Origin of the sequence: Streptomyces sp. NPDC048269 (assembly GCF_040652395.1) — a bacterium.
Classification (GTDB): domain Bacteria; phylum Actinomycetota; class Actinomycetes; order Streptomycetales; family Streptomycetaceae; genus Streptomyces.
Genome location: NZ_JBEZLW010000025.1, coordinates 79793 through 97318, shown reverse-complemented (window position 1 = coordinate 97318; position 17526 = coordinate 79793). Strand labels below are relative to the sequence as shown.

The window sequence follows — 17526 nt, the reverse complement described above, 5'->3', positions numbered from 1 at the left end:
TGGGGCCGGGTTGGCCCGGGTGGGGCCGGGTTGGCCCGGGTGGGGCCGGGTTGGCCCGGGTGGGGCCGGGTTGGCCCGGGTGGGGCCGGGTTGGCCCGGGTGGGGCCGGGTTGGCAGCGGCGGAGCCGGGTGGCGGGCGGAGCCGGGTGGCGGGCGGAGCCGGGTGGGCAGCGGCGGGGCCGGGCGGGCTAGGGGCAGGCCTTGCGCCAGCGGCCGAGGTCCTCGCGCTTCTGCAAGGAGCTCAGCTTCAGGGCGCGCGAGCGCTCGCAGAAGCGGCTCGCCGGAAGCTCGTACTCGACGTGGAAGACCGCCTTCCCGGCCTCGATGAACGGGGTCAGCCGCTCGCACTCCCCGTACTGCGCACACTGCTCGTTGACCGCGAAGTCGAACTCCCCCACCAGCTGCGGGATCTGGTCGAGGTCGTTCTTCAGACCGACCGCGAGGCCCCGGTCGTGGGCGAGCTTCGCGATCAGCCGGTTGTAGCGCAGCTGGTCCTCGGCGGTGAGCGGGAAGCCCGACGTGTTCTCGTAGCCGTCCATGTTGTCCGGCTCGACCGCGTCGAAGCCCTTGTCCCGGCACATGTCGAACCGCTTGGCCATCAGCGGCTCCAGCTCCGCGGTTCGCCGGATGTCCAGCCAGCGCTCACCGTCCCAGCCGTTGCCCGCGCCGAGCATCGACTCGGGGAACTCGGCGGCGTCCGGCCGGAAGTCCTCCCAGGCGCCGGTGGAGAGGTAGCAGATGGTCCGGCGGTCGGCCCGCTTCAGCGTGGCCACCTGCTCCTTGGTGGTCTGGAACCCGTCGACGTCGTACACCGCCGCCTTCACCGAGGTGTCGAGCTTCTCGGTGAGCTGCCACTGCCAGCTGACGCCGGGCCGGGGCTGCCAGCGCTCCCCGGGCGCCGGGGCGGCCGACACGTCGTCGGGCCCCTCGTCGGACCCCTGGCCGGTACAGGCGGCGGCGAGGAGCAGGAGCGGCACGAGCAGCAGGAGCGGTCGGCGGCTCATGCCGTGGCCTCCAGGGCGTACGGGAGGGTCCCCCACGGGTGCGCGCCCGTCCCGGGCACCGCGCAGTGCACCGCGGCCCGCCGCTGCTCGGCGAGTTCGGCGGCGGGTGCGCCCGGCGGGACGGCGTAGACCAGGTGGCAGAACCGCTGGGCGGGGTGGTCGGCGGTCCAGGGCGGTACGGCGGCCGCGTCCCGGTAGGCGTCCCACGGGCCCTCGAAGGTGACGAGGAGGTCGGCGAGTTCGGCGTAGCCGGGGTGCGGGTGGACCCCGTGGTTGAGGACGAGGGTACGGGCGCCCGCGGCCCGGGCGGCGACCGCGAGCCGCCCGTAGTGCGGCAGCAGTTCCGGGTCGGAGGCGGCCTGGTCGAGGAAGGCCCCGTCGGTGCCGTACCAGTCGCGGTGACGCAGCAGATCGCGCACCACGGCGGCGTGCGGGCGGCGCCCGTAGTCGGTGTCGGTGTAGCCGAGGACGGCCACCCCCGCCTCCCGCAGCCGTTCGGCGACGAGGGCGAACCGCTCGTCGGGGGCGTCTCCCGGCCCGCTGTCGGGGTTGAGCACCACCGAGTGGAGCCGGCCCGCGGAGCGGATGAGCCGCTCCCAGTCCTCGGGCCGGTCGGCGGGGTGCTCGTAGAGGGGCACCAGCAGCATGGGGTCCTTCTTCACGTTCACATCGTTCACCGGTGGGCCGTCGCACGGCCGAGGAGCAGGCAGACCAGGACGGCGAGCGTGGCCGCGGCGGCGGCCGCCACCACCAGCTGGACCGCCCGGGGCGCTCCGAGCCCGGTCAGCAGGGCAAGGCTCTGGGCGACGGCGGCCGAGGCGCAGACCACGGCCGCGGGCCGGACCGCCCCGAAGGACTGGAGCAGCAGCCCGGTCCACATCACGGCGCCGAGCAGGAGCAGGGTCAGGGCGCGGACCCCGGTCAGGCCCGGGGCGCCCGGCCAGAGCAGGGTGCCGGCCAGCCCCAGGGCCAGCAGCACCGCCAGGTACGCGGCGAGGCACTGGGCCAGTGTGGAGAGCATCCGGCGCCGGAAGGCCTCGGGCGAGCGGGCCGCCCGGAGCCCGGCGAGGCTGCCGCTGCGGAACCGGTGCAGGAGCCATTCCGCCGGGCCCATGCTGAGGGTGAGGGCCACCGCCGAGGGTGCGGCGACGGCCTCCGCCGGACCCCCGGCGAGGACCTCCCCGAGGGCGGCGTACAGCACGAGCAGGCCGGTGCCGAGGCCGAAGACCCCGTACGGGACGGAGTCCCCGAGCCGCGGCCCGCGCGGGGTGAACTCCTCCTCGGGGCCGCGCAGCATCCGCCAGAGCACGGGGCCTCCGCCGTGGCGGCGCGCCGCCCAGCCGCGGACGCGGGCGGCGGCCGCCCGCGTGCCCTCGGCCAGCGGGAGTTCCCGTACGGCCAGGGTGCAGGCGGCCAGCAGGGACAGCACGAGCAGGGTCACGCGGACCGGCACGGGCAGGTCCACGAAGAGCGCCAGCAGGGCCCCGGCTGCCATCGGGCCGAGCGCGGCGAGCAGCACCCGCTCCCGGCCGAGGACGAGCAGGACGGTGGCGGCGCCGACGTAGAGGGCCTGACCGGCGGCGAAGGCGTACGAGAAGGGCGGCCCGCCGGGCACGGCCAGCGCGGCGGCGGTGCCCAGCAGGGACCCGGCGGGGGCGCCGGCGAGCAGGGTCCGCCCGGCGGCGGCCCGGTCGCCGAGCCCGAGCCAGGAGTACGCCCGGTGGGAGAGGGTCTGGTCCCACACCCAGCCGATGAGCGCCCCGGCGAGCAGGGTCAGGGTCCCGGCGGGCAGGCCGAGGCGGTCCTTCGGCCCGTCGAGCAGAGGTGCGCCGAGGACGTAGGCCAGACCGGGCAGGGCGAAGATCACCCCGCGCAGCAGGCAGGCGGTGAGCGAGACCTTCCAGGGGTCGGGGACGCCGTCGGGCTCCGGGAAGGAGCGCGGCACCCGGGCGTAGAGCTCCTCGGCGAGCGCGAAGGAGTCGTGGCGGCCGTAGGTGAGCCGGATGTACTCGTCGGTCATGCCGTCGGATTCGAGGACGGCGGCGATCTCGTCCGGGTGGACGGCCGCCGCGATGAACACGTCGAAGCGTTCGGCGAGTTCGTCCATGGGGTCGGCGGCCGGAGGCACGGTACGCCGGGGCCGCGGGATCGCGGGCAGCGTGTCGCCGCCCGGGATCTTGAGCCAGAGGGATCCGCTCACCACAGGCTCCCGTCGGCCGCGAGTTCGCGGTACCAGGGGTCGGCGAGCCGCTGCGTCCAGTCGTCGCTCCCGCGGACGGGCAGGACGGGCTGGCCGGCGAGTTCCCGGTAGATGTGCCTGAAGCCGTCCACGGACTGGTGGAGGGTGAATTTCTCCACCACCCGTTTGCGGGACGTCCGGCCGAGCTCGGCGCGGCGTTCGTGGTCGCGGAGCAGGGCGAGGGTGGCGCGGGCCATGGTCTCGGGCTCGCGCGGCGGGACGACGAGGCCGGTGTCGCCGACGGCCTCGCGGACCCCGCCGACGTCGGTGGAGACGGTGGTGCGGCCGCAGGACATGGCCTCGATGATGCTGAAGGGGAAGCCCTCGCTGATGGAGGAGAGCATCACGACGCTCCCGGCCGCGTACGCCTGCGCGACCTGCTCGATGCGCCCCTCGAACGAGATCCCGTCGGTCACGCCGAGTTCGGCGGCGAGCTTCTCCAGGCGGAGCTTGTACTGCTCGCAGCCGGCCGGGACGGGGCCGAAGAGGCGCAGCCGCAGGGCGGGCAGCTCCGCGCGCATGTAGGCGTAGGCCCGGATGAGGGTTTCGAGGTCCTTGATGGGATCGATGCGGCCGCACCAGCTGAGCGTGGGCACCTCGGGTTCGGGTCCGGCGTCGGGGAAGGCGTGCGGGTCGACGCCGTTGTAGACGGTGCGGATCCGGTCGGAGGCGGCGCCTCCGCGCTCTTCCCAGCGGCGGTTGTACTGGTTGACGGGGGTGATCAGGTCGGCCTGCCGGTAACCCTCGGTGTTGAGCTCGCGGTAGAAGCCGAGCATGAGCGCCTTGACGGGCCAGCGCTGTGCGGCGCTGCGGTAACCGAGGTAGCGCTCGCGCAGGTAGATGCCGTGCTCGGTCAGCAGGAAGGGCACCTTGTCGAGGTAGGCGGCGGCCAGGGCCGGGAGCGTGGCGAGGCCGCTGCTGACGGCGTGCGCGACGCTGTCGGGCGGGATCCGCACGGCCAGCGGGCGCAGCGCGTGCTCCAGCAGGTCGGTGGCGGTGAGTGCGTCGTGGATGGTGGGCTCGGCCGCGGCGGTGGCGAGGCCCGGGCGGGTCCACACGTTCATCAGCAGGCGCAGGACGGACTCGGAGCGCAGGGCCGGGGCCAGTTTGCCGGCCCGGGCGAGGACGGCCAGTTCGCGCAGGGCTCCGGAGAATCCCCCGTGGCCGGGGGTACTCCCAGCGGTGGCCGGGGAAGGGTCGAGCAGCGAGAGCAGGAAGGTTTCGTAGACCTCGGTGAAGCTGCGGTGGGCCTTGCCGCGCAGGGCCGATCGGCGGCCGCGCCGGGGCGTGGGGCCCCAGAGCGGTACGACGGTGTGCCGGTAGACGTTGCGCGGGAGTTCCCAGGTGACCGGCTCGCGTCCGGAGCCGGTCAGGGCTATGACGTTGAAGTCGACCTCCGGCATGCCTCGTACCAGTTGGTCGCACCAGGTGCTGACGCCCCCGTGGACGTGCGGGTAGGTGCCTTCGGTGAGCATGGTGACATGACGCCCATGGCTCATGCGGTGTGTCCCCCCAGGACGGAAAAGGGGCCGGCGCCCGTGGGTTCGCGGAGCGCCGGCGCTGGGTCGTTCTCGTGGCGGCTTACTGCTGTTCGGCCCGGACGGTCAGCTGGGCAGCTTGAGCGTGACGGCGCTCTGGAGCAGCTCGGGCTGGGTCCAGGTGGAGCGGGTGCCCGCGTAGGCGGTGCCGAAGTCGGCCGTGCCGAGCAGGAGCTGCTTCTTGGTCCCGTTGGGGGCGGTCACCGGGGCGACGAGACCGGAGGGCGCCTTGACGGTGACGGTGGTGCCGACGCGGTAGGCGGTGACCGTGCCCGCCGCGAGCGCCTTGTCCCAGGCCGCGCGGCGGCCGAGCTCGACGCCGGTCTCCTTCATGCTCTGGTTGACGATCGGCGCGCTGGGCGCGTAGAGGGTCCGGTAGGTGTCGAGGACCTGGTTGAGCACCGGGTAGAGGGTGCGGTCCTCGGCGAGGTTGGACTGGTGGACGTAGTGCGGGCGCGGGTCGTTGGCCAGCACGTGGCGCAGCGCGGTCCGGGCCTCCTGGGGGACGATGTGGTCCAGGTAGCCGGTGTTCGGGTCCACCGGGGCCGGCAGGCAGGTGGAGGTCGCCGGGTTGTCCTCGCAGACCCCGCTGCCGCCGTCGGCGCGGCTGGTGTAGATCCAGTTGTACTCGTCGGCCATCTCCGCGTTGGTGCCCGTGTTGTAGTACACGTTCATCGGGTGGCGGGGCACGGTCAGGGCGGCGCCGACCGCCCGCTGCGCGGGTTCGCGGGAGTTGTCGCTGCCCGCCCACTTGATGCCGTTGTCGGCGAAGGCACCGGCCAGGTTGGGGTTGTCCTGTTCCTGTTGCGGCGAGGTCTTGAGGCCCGAGTGCTCGCCGGTGACGATCTCGGTCCGGTCGGTGGTGATGCCCTTGGACGCGGCCCAGTTGTTGTTGTCGCGGATCTGCGCGGAGATCTCGGCCCTGCTCATCCACTGGATGGCGCCCTGGGCGTTCTTCACGCAGGTCCAGGGCGCGGTGGTGGTGTTCTGGACGCAGCCGAGGAAGGGGTGCGAGTAGGTGTGGTTCATCCAGCGGTACTTGGCCCGGTCGGCCACCAGCTGGGCGGTCAGGGCGTCGGTGCCGCCGTTCTCGGCCTTCCATTCCTCGCCGGCGCCGGCGTTGAAGAGCATGTCGAGCTTGAAGTTCTTGGTCTGCTGCCACTGCGCCGCGTACTGGGCGTCGGCGGCGGTCATCCGGATGGTGCTCTCCTTGCCCTCGCCCCCCGCGCAGGCGTAGTCGCCGGGCGTGCAGTTGAGCTCCTTGTTCCAGCGCGCGTCCGGCGCGAAGACGTCGTCGACGTGGACCGCGAAGTAGTTGCGGCTCTGGCCGAGGTGGACGCCCTGGGTGAGCCAGTCGACGATGCCGCGGGCCAGCAGCCGGAACTGCCGCTGGTACTGGTTGTAGCCGAAGGTGACGACCAGCTCGCTGCGCCCGTCGTGGACGTACTCGCCGAGGAGCGAGGCCCGTCCGGAGCCGACGGGGGCGTCGAGGTAGCTGGTGTAGCCGGCCCGCGGCTTGCCCATGAACCCGAAGCTCTCGGGCACGAGGGCGGAGTTGTCCTCGAAGGCGACCTGGCCGCCGAGGTAGGCGAAGGGACCCGCCTTGCCGGCCGCGGTGACCGCGGCCGGCGTGCCGTCGAGCTGGCCGCTGAAGCCCCCGTTGTCGGTGTACTCCAGCCCGACGCCCGGGTGGGCCCAGGTGTAGGCGTCGACCTGACGGATCCCGTACGTCGTCTCGTACGCGGCGAGCGCCGCCATCTCGGCCGAGCCCTCGCCGAAGGGGTTCTCGTTCGGCAGGACGACGCCCTGGTACTTGGCGCGCGGACGGCCGTCGACCGTGTCGCTGAGGAAGCCCGCGTTGATGACCGGTCGGCCGCTGCTGCCGAGCTGCACACGGGTGTACGGGACTCCGGTGTCCCGGAGTTCCGCGGTGATGGCCTCGACCGAGCTGCCGCCGTCGTCGACGACGAGCACCTTCAGGTCGACGCGCGCGGCCGTGGCCGCCTGGGCGGTCACGGCTGGTACTGCCACGGACACCAGGGCTGCCGCGGCCATGGCGGCGGCGATCCTGTTCATCCGGTTCTTGTTGACCATTTCGGCCTTTCCCCCCGCAGGCATCCCTCGACACGGCCCTGTGGCGGTCGGCCGGGCCGGGGAGGCTCTGTGGAAATCATGCAAAGGAACCCCGCGTCCCCTTGCGAGAGTGGACCGAGTCTTTCGGACCTCGTCAGGTCTACGAGGCAAACCTGGAGCAGAGTCCACAGATGGGTGAACCTGACGACCCCTTGATCGAACAACTTGCCAAACCTTCGAGTGACGTACGGGAGAGTCCGTGCGCGTAGGCTCATTTCTGGCGGCCGTCGGGCCCTAATACGATCGCTACGGATGGCCGTACACCCACTCGGCCGACACATACAAACGGAAGCGAGACTTCACCACCGTGACTGCTCTGACTCTCAGCACCTCCGGCGCGGCGACGCTGCGCGCCGACGCCCTCGTCGTCGGTGTCGCGAAGGGCCCCAAGGGCCCGGTCGTCGCCGCGGGCGCCGAGGCCGTGGACAAGGCGTACGACGGTAAGCTCGCCGCCGTGCTCGACGCGGTCGGCGCCTCGGGCGCCGAAGGCGAGATCACCAAGCTGCCGGCCCCGGCTGGCCTGAAGGTCCCGATGGTGCTGGCGGTCGGACTCGGCCCCGTTCCGGAGAAGGACGAGTCGTTCGACGAGGAGGCGCTGCGCCGCGCCGCCGGCGCCGCCGCCCGCGCCCTGCACGGCTCCAAGAAGGCCGCCTTCGCCCTCCCGCTGGACGACGCCTCCGCCGTCACCGCCGTCGCCGAGGGCGCGCTGCTGGGTGCGTACGCCTTCACCGCCTACCAGGGCGGCGAGAAGAAGGCCGCCGGCGACAAGAACGGCGGCCCGAAGCAGCCGCTCGCCGAGATCGTCCTGCTGGGCGCCAAGCCGCGCGACAAGGAGCACAAGGCCGCGGCCGAGCGCGCGACGGTCGTCGCGACCGAGGTCAACATCGCGCGCGACCTGGTCAACACCCCGCCGAACGACCTGACCCCCGAGGCCTTCGCCGCGGTCGCCTCCGCGACCGCGAAGGAGCACGGCGTCAAGGTCCAGGTCCTGGACGAGAAGGCGCTCGTCAAGGGCGGCTTCGGCGGCATCATGGGCGTGGGCAAGGGCTCCGAGAACCTGCCGCGCCTGGTGAAGCTCAGCTACACCCACCCCAAGGCGGAGAAGACCCTCGCCTTCGTCGGCAAGGGCATCACCTACGACTCGGGCGGCATCTCCCTGAAGCCGGCCGGCCACAACGAGACGATGAAGTGCGACATGGCCGGCGCCGCCGCCGTCTTCGCCTCCGTCGTCGCGGTCGCCAAGCTGGGCCTCCAGGTCAACGTCACCGGCTGGCTCGCGCTCGCCGAGAACATGCCGTCCGGCTCCGCGACCAAGCCCGGTGACGTGCTGCGCATGTACAGCGGCAAGACCGTCGAGGTGCTCAACACGGACGCCGAGGGCCGCCTGGTCCTCGGCGACGCGCTGACCAAGGCCTCGGAGGACAACCCGGACGCCATCGTCGACGTGGCCACCCTGACCGGCGCGATGGTGCTGGCCCTGGGCAACCGCACCTTCGGCATCATGGCCAACGACGACGCGTTCCGTACGTCGATCCACGAGATCGCCGAGGAGGTCGGCGAGTCCTCGTGGCCGATGCCGCTCCCCGCGGACCTGCGCAAGTCGATGGACTCCCCCACCGCCGACATCGCCAACATGGGCGAGCGCATGGGCAGCGGTCTGCTGGCCGGCCTCTTCCTGAAGGAGTTCGTCGGCGAGGGCATCACCTGGGCCCACCTCGACATCGCGGGCCCGGCCTTCCACGAGGGCGCGCCGTACGGCTACACCCCCAAGGGCGGCACCGGCTCCGCCGTGCGCACCCTGGTGCGGCTGGCCGAGCGTACGGCCACGGGCGACCTCGGCTGACGCACCACATGTGAGACGTGACTCGCCCCGGGACCATGATCAGGTCCCGGGGCGCGTTCAGCTGTCGACGAAATCCGTAGGTTTCTACGCTTCGGTAACCCCTGCTTCGGACAGAAGCACCTGCCACAGACCGGGCCCGGCGTCCCGCGTTCCCCCGACAAATGCGAAGATGGGTTCTCGGCAGGACAGGGCCCCCACCACAGGGCCGAAGAAACAAGCGGCCGATTACCAGCCGCCGCCCGGTCACAGAGGACCGGTGCCCGGCGCACATGCATGGAGGACGTGACGTGGCGAACGACGCCAGCACCGTTTTCGACCTAGTGATCCTCGGCGGTGGCAGTGGCGGTTACGCCGCGGCGCTGCGCGCATCCCAGCTGGGTCTGGACGTTGCCCTGATCGAGAAGAACAAGCTCGGTGGCACCTGCCTGCACAACGGCTGCATCCCCACGAAGGCTCTGCTGCACGCGGGTGAGATCGCGGACCAGGCTCGCGAGGCCGCCCAGTTCGGTGTGAAGACCACCTTCGAGGGCATCGACATCGCCGGTGTCCACAAGTACAAGGACGAGATCATCTCGGGCCTGTACAAGGGTCTGCAGGGCCTGGTCGCCTCCCGCAAGGTGACCTACATCGAGGGTGAGGGCCGCCTCTCCTCCCCGACTTCCGTCGACGTGAACGGCCAGCGCATCCAGGGCCGCCACGTCCTGCTGGCGACCGGCTCCGTGCCGAAGTCGCTGCCGGGCCTGAACATCGACGGCAACCGCATCATCTCCTCGGACCACGCGCTGGTCCTGGACCGGGTGCCCGAGTCCGCGATCGTCCTGGGCGGCGGCGTCATCGGCGTCGAGTTCGCCTCGGCGTGGAAGTCCTTCGGCTCCGACATCACCGTCATCGAGGGCCTCAAGCACCTCGTTCCGGTCGAGGACGAGAACAGCTCCAAGCTGCTGGAGCGGGCCTTCCGCAAGCGCGGCATCAAGTTCAACCTCGGCACCTTCTTCGACAAGGCCGAGTACACCGAGAACGGCGTGCGCGTCACGCTGGCCGACGGCAAGACCTTCGAGGCCGAGGTGCTGCTGGTCGCCGTCGGCCGCGGCCCGGTCTCGCAGGGCCTGGGCTACGAGGAGCAGGGCGTCGCGATGGACCGCGGCTACGTCCTGGTCGACGAGTACATGCAGACCAACGTGCCGACGATCTCGGCCGTCGGTGACCTCGTCCCCACCCTCCAGCTCGCGCACGTCGGCTTCGCCGAGGGCATCCTGGTCGCAGAGCGTCTGGCCGGTCTCAAGACCGTCCCGATCGACTACGACGGTGTCCCGCGCGTCACCTACTGCCACCCCGAGGTCGCGTCCGTCGGCATCACCGAGGCCAAGGCCAAGGAGATCTACGGCGCGGACAAGGTCGTGGCCCTGAAGTACAACCTTGCGGGCAACGGCAAGAGCAAGATCCTGAAGACCGCGGGCGAGATCAAGCTCGTCCAGGTCAAGGACGGTGCCGTGGTCGGCGTCCACATGGTCGGTGACCGGATGGGCGAGCAGGTCGGCGAGGCCCAGCTGATCTACAACTGGGAAGCCCTCCCGGCCGAGGTCGCGCAGCTCATCCACGCGCACCCGACCCAGAACGAGGCGATGGGCGAGGCCCACCTGGCCCTGGCCGGCAAGCCGCTGCACGCACACGACTAATCGTCACGGGCGCGACGACCACTTCCGCACTTTCGTAAGGAGCAACTGAAACCATGTCGGTTTCCGTAACCCTTCCGGCGCTCGGCGAGAGCGTCACCGAGGGCACTGTCACCCGCTGGCTGAAGGCCGAGGGCGAGCGCGTCGAGGCCGACGAGCCGCTGCTCGAGGTCTCGACCGACAAGGTCGACACCGAGATCCCCTCCCCCGTGGCCGGCATCCTGGCCTCCATCAAGGTCGCCGAGGACGAGACCGTCGAGGTCGGCGCCGAGCTCGCCGTCATCGACGACGGCTCCGGCGCGCCGGCCGCGGCTGCGGCTCCGGCCGCCGAGGCCCCCGCGGCTCCGGCTCCGGCCGCCGAGGCCCCCGCGGCTCCGGCTCCGGTCGCCGAGGCCCCCGCGGCTCCGGCTGCCGCTCCGGCTCCGGTCGCCGAGGCCCCCGCCGCCGCTGCTCCGGCCGCGTCCGGCACCGATGTCGTACTCCCCGCGCTGGGCGAGTCCGTCACCGAGGGCACCGTCACCCGCTGGCTGAAGCAGGTCGGCGAGTCCGTCGAGGCGGACGAGCCGCTGCTCGAGGTCTCCACGGACAAGGTCGACACCGAGATCCCGGCGCCGGTTTCCGGCACGCTGCTGGAGATCCTGGTCGGCGAGGACGAGACCGCCGAGGTCGGCGCCCGGCTGGCCGTCATCGGCGTGGCCGGCGCTGCCCCCGCCGCCGCTCCGGCCGCTGCCGCCCCGGCTCCGGCCCAGGCCGCCGCTCCGGTCGCCGCTCCGGCTCCGGCCGTGGCCGCCCCGGCCGCTGCCGCCCCGGCTCCGGCCGCCGCCGCTCCGGCCCCCGCCGCCGCTCCGGCCCCCGTGGCCGCTCCGGCCCCGGTCGCCGCTCCGGCCCCCGTGGCCGCTCCGGCTCCGGTCGCCCCGGCCGCTCCCGTCACCCCGGTCGCGGCCGGTGACGAGGGCGCCTACGTGACCCCGCTGGTGCGCAAGCTCGCCTCGGAGTCCGGCGTCGACCTGTCCACGGTCTCGGGCACCGGTGTCGGTGGCCGCATCCGCAAGCAGGACGTCCTGGCCGCCGCCGAGGCCGCCAAGGCCGCCGCCGCTCCGGCTCCGGCCGCGGCTGCTCCGGCCGCCAAGGCTCCGGCCGCCGCGGTCTCCGAGCTGCGTGGCCAGACCGTCAAGATGACCCGCATGCGCAAGGTCATCGGCGACAACATGATGAAGGCCCTGCACTCGCAGGCGCAGCTCAGCTCCGTGGTCGAGGTGGACATCACCAAGATCATGAAGCTGCGCGAGAAGGCCAAGGGCGCGTTCCTGGCCCGCGAGGGCGTCAAGCTCTCGCCGATGCCGTTCTTCGTCAAGGCCGCTGCCCAGGCGCTGAAGGCCCACGCGGTCGTCAACGCCCGGATCAACGAGGACGAGGGCACCATCACCTACTTCGACTCGGAGAACATCGGCATCGCCGTGGACTCCGAGAAGGGCCTGATGACCCCGGTCATCAAGGGTGCGGGCGACCTCAACCTGGCGGGCATCTCCAAGGCGACCGCCGATCTGGCCGCCAAGGTCCGCGGCAACAAGATCACGCCGGACGAGCTGTCGGGCGCGACCTTCACCATCAGCAACACCGGCTCGCGCGGTGCGCTGTTCGACACGGTCATCGTTCCGCCGAACCAGGTCGCCATCCTGGGCATCGGCGCCACGGTGAAGCGCCCGGTGGTCATCGAGACCGCCGAGGGCACCAACATCGGCATCCGCGACATGACGTACCTGACCCTGTCCTACGACCACCGCCTGGTGGACGGCGCGGACGCGGCCCGGTACCTCTCGGCCGTCAAGGCGATCCTCGAGGCCGGCGAGTTCGAGGTCGAGCTCGGCCTCTGAGCGATCGAGGATCGCAACCGAGGGCTGAACGGCTTGTAACCAGCCTCACTGTCGGCGCCCCCGTCCGGGATACTCCCGGGCGGGGGCGCCGCCGTATTGTCTACGCATCAGGCCCCGCCGTTGACCCTGCACACCCACCAGGAGATGAACCGCCGATGATCACCCCACCCGTCGTGCACTCGCTGCGCGAGCAGATCCGCGAGCACATCGTGGAGGGGATCGTCAGCGGGCGCTGGAAGCCCGGCGAGCGGATCGTCGAGCGCCGGATCGCGGTGGAGCTGGAGGTCAGCCAGACGCCCGTACGGGAGGCCCTGCGCGAGCTGGAGACGCTGCGGCTGATCGAGTCGGCGCCCAACAAGGGCGTGCGCGTACGGAATCTGTCGGCGGCGGACCTGGAGGAGATCTACCCGGTCCGGGCCGGCCTGGAGCAGATCGCGGCCGAGCTGGCGGCTCCCCGGCTGGCGACGGACTGCAGCGCCCTGGAGCCGCACGTCGCCGCCCTGTGGGAGGCCGACCGCAGCAAGGACGGCACGGCGCAGGTGCGGCACACGGTGGGCTTCCACCGCGAGATGGTGCGCGCGGCCGGGAACAGCGTGCTGCTGCACACCTGGGAGAGCCTGGGCATCGAGGTGTTCACGGCCCTGTCCATCCGGTGGCTGGGAACGGTCCAGAAGTCGTACGCGGAGGAGCACGAAACCCTCGTCGAGGCGTTCCGCAGTCAGGATCCGGACATCGGTCTGCTGGTGAAGCGGCACGTCCTGGGATGCGCTCCGCGCGCCTGACCACCGCCTGATCACCGCACGACCACCGCACGACCGGCGCCTGATCACCGCCCGACCACCGCACGACCGGCGCCTGATCACCGCCCGACCGGCGCCCGACCGCGCCGTATCGTCCCGATTTGACCGGCACCGCGTGCCTTGCTTGCTGGCACGCGGTGCCGACTTTCGCCAGATGGACGTTTCTTCGTCACTTTTATTTGATCGATCATCGATCAGCGATTTACAGTCGTCGCGGACCTCAACCAGGTCCGACGACCCTGTCCTGCCCGTCAGGGATTTTTTCACCACCTCTCCTTTGTCCGGAAGGCGGCGCACACCGATGTCCGACCCCGTAGGAAAGCTTCCGAGCGAGCTCGACCAGCTCCCGGACCGCGACACCGAGGAGACCGCCGAATGGGCGGCCTCCCTCGACGCCGTCGCCAAGGCCGCCGGTACGCGCCGCGCCGAATACCTGCTCCGCCGCACGCTCCAGCACGCCGAGGCCGCCGGCCTCGCCCTGCCGAAGCTGCTGGAGACGGACTACGTCAACACCATCCCGACCGCTGCGGAGCCCGAGTTCCCCGGTGACGAGGAGATGGAAGCGAAGATCACCGCGTGGAACCGCTGGAACGCGGCCGCCATGGTGACCCGCGGCTCCAAGTACGGCGTCGGCGGCCACATCGCCACCTTCGCCTCCGCCGCGTGGCTCTACGAGACCGGCTTCCAGCACTTCTTCCGCGGGAAGGAGGCCGACGGATCGGGCGACCAGCTCTACATCCAGGGCCACGCCTCCCCCGGCATCTACGCCCGCGCCTTCCTCGACGGCCGGATCTCCGAGCAGCAGCTCGACAACTTCCGCCAGGAGTCCGGCGGCAACGGCCTGCCGTCCTACCCGCACCCGCGGCGCCTGCCGTGGCTGTGGGAGTTCCCGACGGTGTCCATGGGCCTCGGCCCGCTGTCCGCGATCTACCAGGCGCGCTTCAACCGCTACCTGCAGAACCGCAGCATCAAGGACACCGCGAACTCGCACGTCTGGGCCTTCCTCGGCGACGGCGAGATGGACGAGCCCGAGTCGACCGCCGCCCTGGCCCTCGCCTCCCGCGAGCAGCTCGACAACCTGACCTTCGTCATCAACTGCAACCTGCAGCGCCTCGACGGTCCGGTCCGCGCCAACTTCCGCGTGGTCCAGGAGCTGGAGGCCCAGTTCCGCGGCGCCGGCTGGAACGTCATCAAGTCCCTGTGGGGCTCCGCCTGGGACGAGCTGTTCCAGCTCGACACCACGGGCGCCCTGGTACGCCGCCTGCGCGAGGTACCCGATGCGCAGTTCCAGACGTACGCGACCCGCGACGTGGCCTACATCCGCCAGCACTTCTTCGGCGTGAACGCCGAGCTCGTGCAGCTGGCCGGCGTGCTCTCCGACGCGAAGATCGCCGAGTGCTTCCACAGCTCCCGCGGCGGCCACGAGCCCCGCAAGGTCTACGCCGCGTACAAGGCCGCCCTGGAGCACAAGGGCGCGCCGACGGTCATCCTCGCGCAGACCGTCAAGGGCTACACGCTGGGTGCCGGGTTCGAGTCGAAGAACGCGAACCACCAGATGAAGAAGCTGACGATCGACGAGTTCAAGGACATGCGCGACCTCCTTGGCCTCCCGATCCCGGACAGCGCCTTCGCCGACGGCCAGGTGCCTTACGGCCACCCCGGCGCGAACAGCCCCGAGGTCCAGTACCTGAACGAGCGCCGCGCGGCGCTCGGCGGCCCGGCCCCGGCCCGCAAGGTCAAGCACGTGGCCCTGCCGGCTCCGGCCGAGCGCTCCTTCGCCCCGCTGATCAAGGGTTCCGGCAAGCAGGAGATGGCCACCACCATGGCCTTCGTCCGCCTCGTCAAGGACCTGATGCGGGACAAGGAGACCGGCAAGCGCTGGGTGCCCATCGTCCCCGACGAGGCCCGCACCTTCGGCATGGAGTCCCTCTTCCCGTCGGCCGGCATCTACTCGCCGCTCGGCCAGACGTACGAGCCGGTCGACCGCGACCAGCTCATGTACTACAAGGAAGCCAAGGACGGCCAGATCCTCAACGAGGGGATCACCGAGGCCGGCGCCATGGCCGACTTCATCGCCGCCTGCACGTCGTACGCGACGCACGGCGAGCCGATGATCCCCTTCTACATCTTCTACTCGATGTTCGGCTGGCAGCGCACCGCCGACCAGATGTGGCAGCTCGCCGACCAGCTCGGCAAGGGCTTCATCGTCGGCGCCACCGCCGGTCGCACCACGCTGACCGGTGAGGGCCTCCAGCACGCGGACGGCCACTCGCACCTGATCGCGTCCACGAACCCGGCGTCGCTCAACTACGACCCGGCCTTCGCGTACGAGATCGCGGTGATCGTCAAGGACGGTCTGCGCCGGATGTACGGCGAGAAGCCGGAAGACGTCTTCTACTACCTGACGGTCTACAACGAGCCGAAGGTGCAGCCCGCGATGCCCGAGGGCGTCGAGGAAGGCATCCTGAAGGGCCTGTACCGCTTCAACACCGCGGCCGACCTGGCCGAGGCGGCCCCGGCCGCCGACGCGCCGAACGTCCAGCTGATGGCCTCGGGTACGGCGATCCACTGGGTGCTGGAGGCGCAGAAGCTGCTCGCCGCCGACTGGAACGTGGCCGCCGACGTCTGGTCCGCCACCTCCTGGGGCGAGCTGCGGCGGAACGCCCTGGAGTGCGACGAGGCGCTGCTGCGCGGCGAGCTCCGCACCCCGTACGTGACCCGCGCGCTGGAGGGTGTCACCAGCCCGGTCCTCGCCGTGTCCGACTGGATGCGTCAGGTCCCGGACCAGATCAGCCAGTGGGTGGAGCAGGACTGGACCTCGCTGGGTACGGACGGCTTCGGCCTGTCCGACACCCGTGAAGGCGCCCGCCGCCACTTCGGTGTTGACGCCCAGTCGATCGTGGTGGCCGCGCTGGCCCAGCTCGCCCGTCGCGGCGAGGTTCCGGCGTCCTCCGTCAAGGAGGCCCGGGAGCGCTACGGCCTCTGAGCCGTGGACGACCGACCGTGAAAGGCCGGTGTTCGCCCCTTGGGGGGTGGACACCGGCCTTTCGCCGTGTACGAGGTGGCGGCGGGGGGTCCGACCCGTGATGCTGGAGCGGTGATGGACGAGACGGAGTTCTGGGAGATCGTCGACCGTACCCGCGAGGCCGCCGACGGCGACCCCGAGGAGCACGCCGAGCTGCTCGTGGAGAGGCTGGCGCAGCTCGATCCGGACTCCGTCCTGGACTTCGCCCGGCACTTCGAATCGCGGTACAACCGGGCCTACACGTGGGATCTGTGGGGCGCGGCCTGGGTGCTGCTCGACGGCGCGAGCGACGACGCGTTCGACTACTTCCGCTGCTGGCTGATCGGCCAGGGGCGGGAGGTGTTCGAGGGGGCGGTGCACGACCCGGACCATCTCGCGGAGCTGCTGGTCGAATTCGACGAGGAGATCGACGGGGACGGCGAGGAGCTGGGGTACGCGGCCGACGAGGCGTACGAGCAGCTGACCGGGTCGGTGGCGCCGGATCTTGGTGTTCCGCTGCAGCCGGCAGAGCCGGAGGGCACCCCGCTGGACTTCGAGAACGAAGCCGTGCTCGCGGAGCGCTTCCCCCGGCTCTGGGACCGCTTCAGGGGCTGAGCCCGCGGCTCAGCAGTGCGTGCCGCCGTCGATGCGGATCTCCGTACCGGTGATGAAGGCGCCGTCCTCGGAACCCAGCATGGCGACGACGCCGGCCACGGTCTGCGGGCCGGCGAAGCCCTGGCCGATGGCAGGGGCGAGCTTGGCGAAGAGGGACCAGTCGGTGTCCTCGGGCAGGCCGGGTCCGTTCCCGGTGGTCATGCCGCTCTCGATGGAGCCGGGCGCGACGGCGACGAAGCGCAGGCCCTGCTTGCTGTACTCGGCGGCCAGCGCGTGGGTCATGGACTGGATGCCGCCCTTGCTGGCCGCGTAGGCGGACATGTAGGGGTGCGCGAAGGACGCCGAGGTGGAGCTGAAGTTCACGACGACCGGCTGGTGGCCCGCGAGCAGCGCCGGGAGCGCCTCGCGGATCATCAGGAAGGTGCCGGTCAGGTTGACCGCGATGACCTTGTTCCAGAGGTCGAGCGTGGTCTGGTGGGTGTGCGCGGAGCGCAGGATGCCGGCGGCGTTGACCAGGACGTCGATCCCGCCGAGGGTCTCGACGGCGGCGGCCACGCCCCCCTTGACCGCGTTCTCGTCGGATATGTCCAGGACGCCGGTGGTGAGGCGGTCCGCCGCCCCGGCCGCGGAGGCCTGGTCGGCGGTGTCCTCGAGACCGGTTTCGCTGACGTCCACCGTGTGGACGCGGCCGCCCTCGGCGAGGATGCGGTGGACGGTGGCCCGGCCGATGCCGGAGCCGCCGCCGGTGATGAGGACGCGACGTCCTTCGTAACGGTTCATGGGGTGAGCGTACCGAAGCGATG

At 71.4% G+C, this 17526-nt stretch carries 12 protein-coding genes; 6 read left to right on the top strand and 6 right to left on the bottom strand.

The window, feature by feature from the left end:
* Window positions 1–188 precede the first annotated feature (188 nt).
* From AB0D48_RS24675 to AB0D48_RS24655, 5 genes are all read right to left on the bottom strand, one after another.
* The gene (locus AB0D48_RS24675; RefSeq protein ID WP_362400816.1) at window positions 189–1004 is read right to left on the bottom strand and encodes an endo alpha-1,4 polygalactosaminidase; all 816 of its coding nucleotides are present in this window, start codon (window positions 1002–1004) and stop codon (window positions 189–191) included.
* Window positions 1001–1651 carry a spherulation-specific family 4 protein gene (locus AB0D48_RS24670; RefSeq protein WP_362400828.1) on the bottom strand — a complete coding sequence of 217 codons (651 nt, stop codon included), beginning with the start codon at window positions 1649–1651 and terminating at the stop codon, window positions 1001–1003. The genes AB0D48_RS24675 and AB0D48_RS24670 overlap by 4 nt, the downstream gene beginning before the upstream one ends.
* Window positions 1652–1677: 26 nt before the next feature.
* Complete coding sequence (locus AB0D48_RS24665; RefSeq protein ID WP_362400813.1) at window positions 1678–3204, bottom strand: hypothetical protein; 1527 nt, start codon at window positions 3202–3204, stop codon at window positions 1678–1680.
* Complete coding sequence (pelF, locus tag AB0D48_RS24660; RefSeq protein WP_362400810.1) at window positions 3201–4742, bottom strand: GT4 family glycosyltransferase PelF; 1542 nt, start codon at window positions 4740–4742, stop codon at window positions 3201–3203. Before pelF ends, AB0D48_RS24665 begins: the two co-directional genes overlap by 4 nt.
* Window positions 4743–4847: 105 nt before the next feature.
* Window positions 4848–6875, bottom strand: a complete 2028-nt coding sequence (locus tag AB0D48_RS24655; protein WP_362400807.1) for a hypothetical protein — start codon at window positions 6873–6875, stop codon at window positions 4848–4850.
* 346 nt (window positions 6876–7221) lie between these two features.
* Here AB0D48_RS24655 and AB0D48_RS24650 point away from each other — a divergent pair, with 346 nt between their 5' ends.
* The 6 genes from AB0D48_RS24650 (at window position 7222) to AB0D48_RS24625 (ending at window position 16723) form a co-directional block, all read left to right on the top strand.
* Window positions 7222–8757: a leucyl aminopeptidase gene (locus tag AB0D48_RS24650; protein WP_362400804.1), complete on the top strand. Its 1536-nt coding sequence runs from the start codon at window positions 7222–7224 to the stop codon at window positions 8755–8757.
* 287 nt (window positions 8758–9044) lie between these two features.
* Entirely contained in the window at window positions 9045–10433 is a 1389-nt protein-coding gene (gene lpdA / locus AB0D48_RS24645; protein WP_362400801.1) for a dihydrolipoyl dehydrogenase, read from the top strand.
* A 53-nt stretch (window positions 10434–10486) separates the two neighbouring features.
* On the top strand, window positions 10487–12304 hold the full coding sequence (sucB, locus tag AB0D48_RS24640; protein WP_362400798.1) for a 2-oxoglutarate dehydrogenase, E2 component, dihydrolipoamide succinyltransferase: 1818 nt from the start codon (window positions 10487–10489) through the stop codon (window positions 12302–12304).
* Window positions 12305–12462: 158 nt separating this feature from the next.
* Window positions 12463–13086, top strand: a complete 624-nt coding sequence (locus AB0D48_RS24635; RefSeq protein ID WP_362400825.1) for a GntR family transcriptional regulator — start codon at window positions 12463–12465, stop codon at window positions 13084–13086.
* A 319-nt stretch (window positions 13087–13405) separates the two neighbouring features.
* Window positions 13406–16090, top strand: coding sequence for a pyruvate dehydrogenase (acetyl-transferring), homodimeric type (gene aceE, locus AB0D48_RS24630; protein ID WP_362400795.1), 2685 nt, complete (start codon window positions 13406–13408; stop codon window positions 16088–16090).
* A gap of 114 nt (window positions 16091–16204) precedes the next feature.
* A complete protein-coding gene (locus AB0D48_RS24625) occupies window positions 16205–16723 on the top strand; it encodes a DUF4240 domain-containing protein (RefSeq protein ID WP_362400792.1) in 519 nt (172 codons plus the stop codon).
* Window positions 16724–16732: 9 nt separating this feature from the next.
* On the opposite strand, the gene AB0D48_RS24620 is transcribed toward AB0D48_RS24625, so the two are convergent.
* Window positions 16733–17503: an SDR family oxidoreductase gene (locus AB0D48_RS24620; RefSeq protein WP_362400789.1), complete on the bottom strand. Its 771-nt coding sequence runs from the start codon at window positions 17501–17503 to the stop codon at window positions 16733–16735.
* Between the last annotated feature and the right edge of the window lie 23 nt (window positions 17504–17526).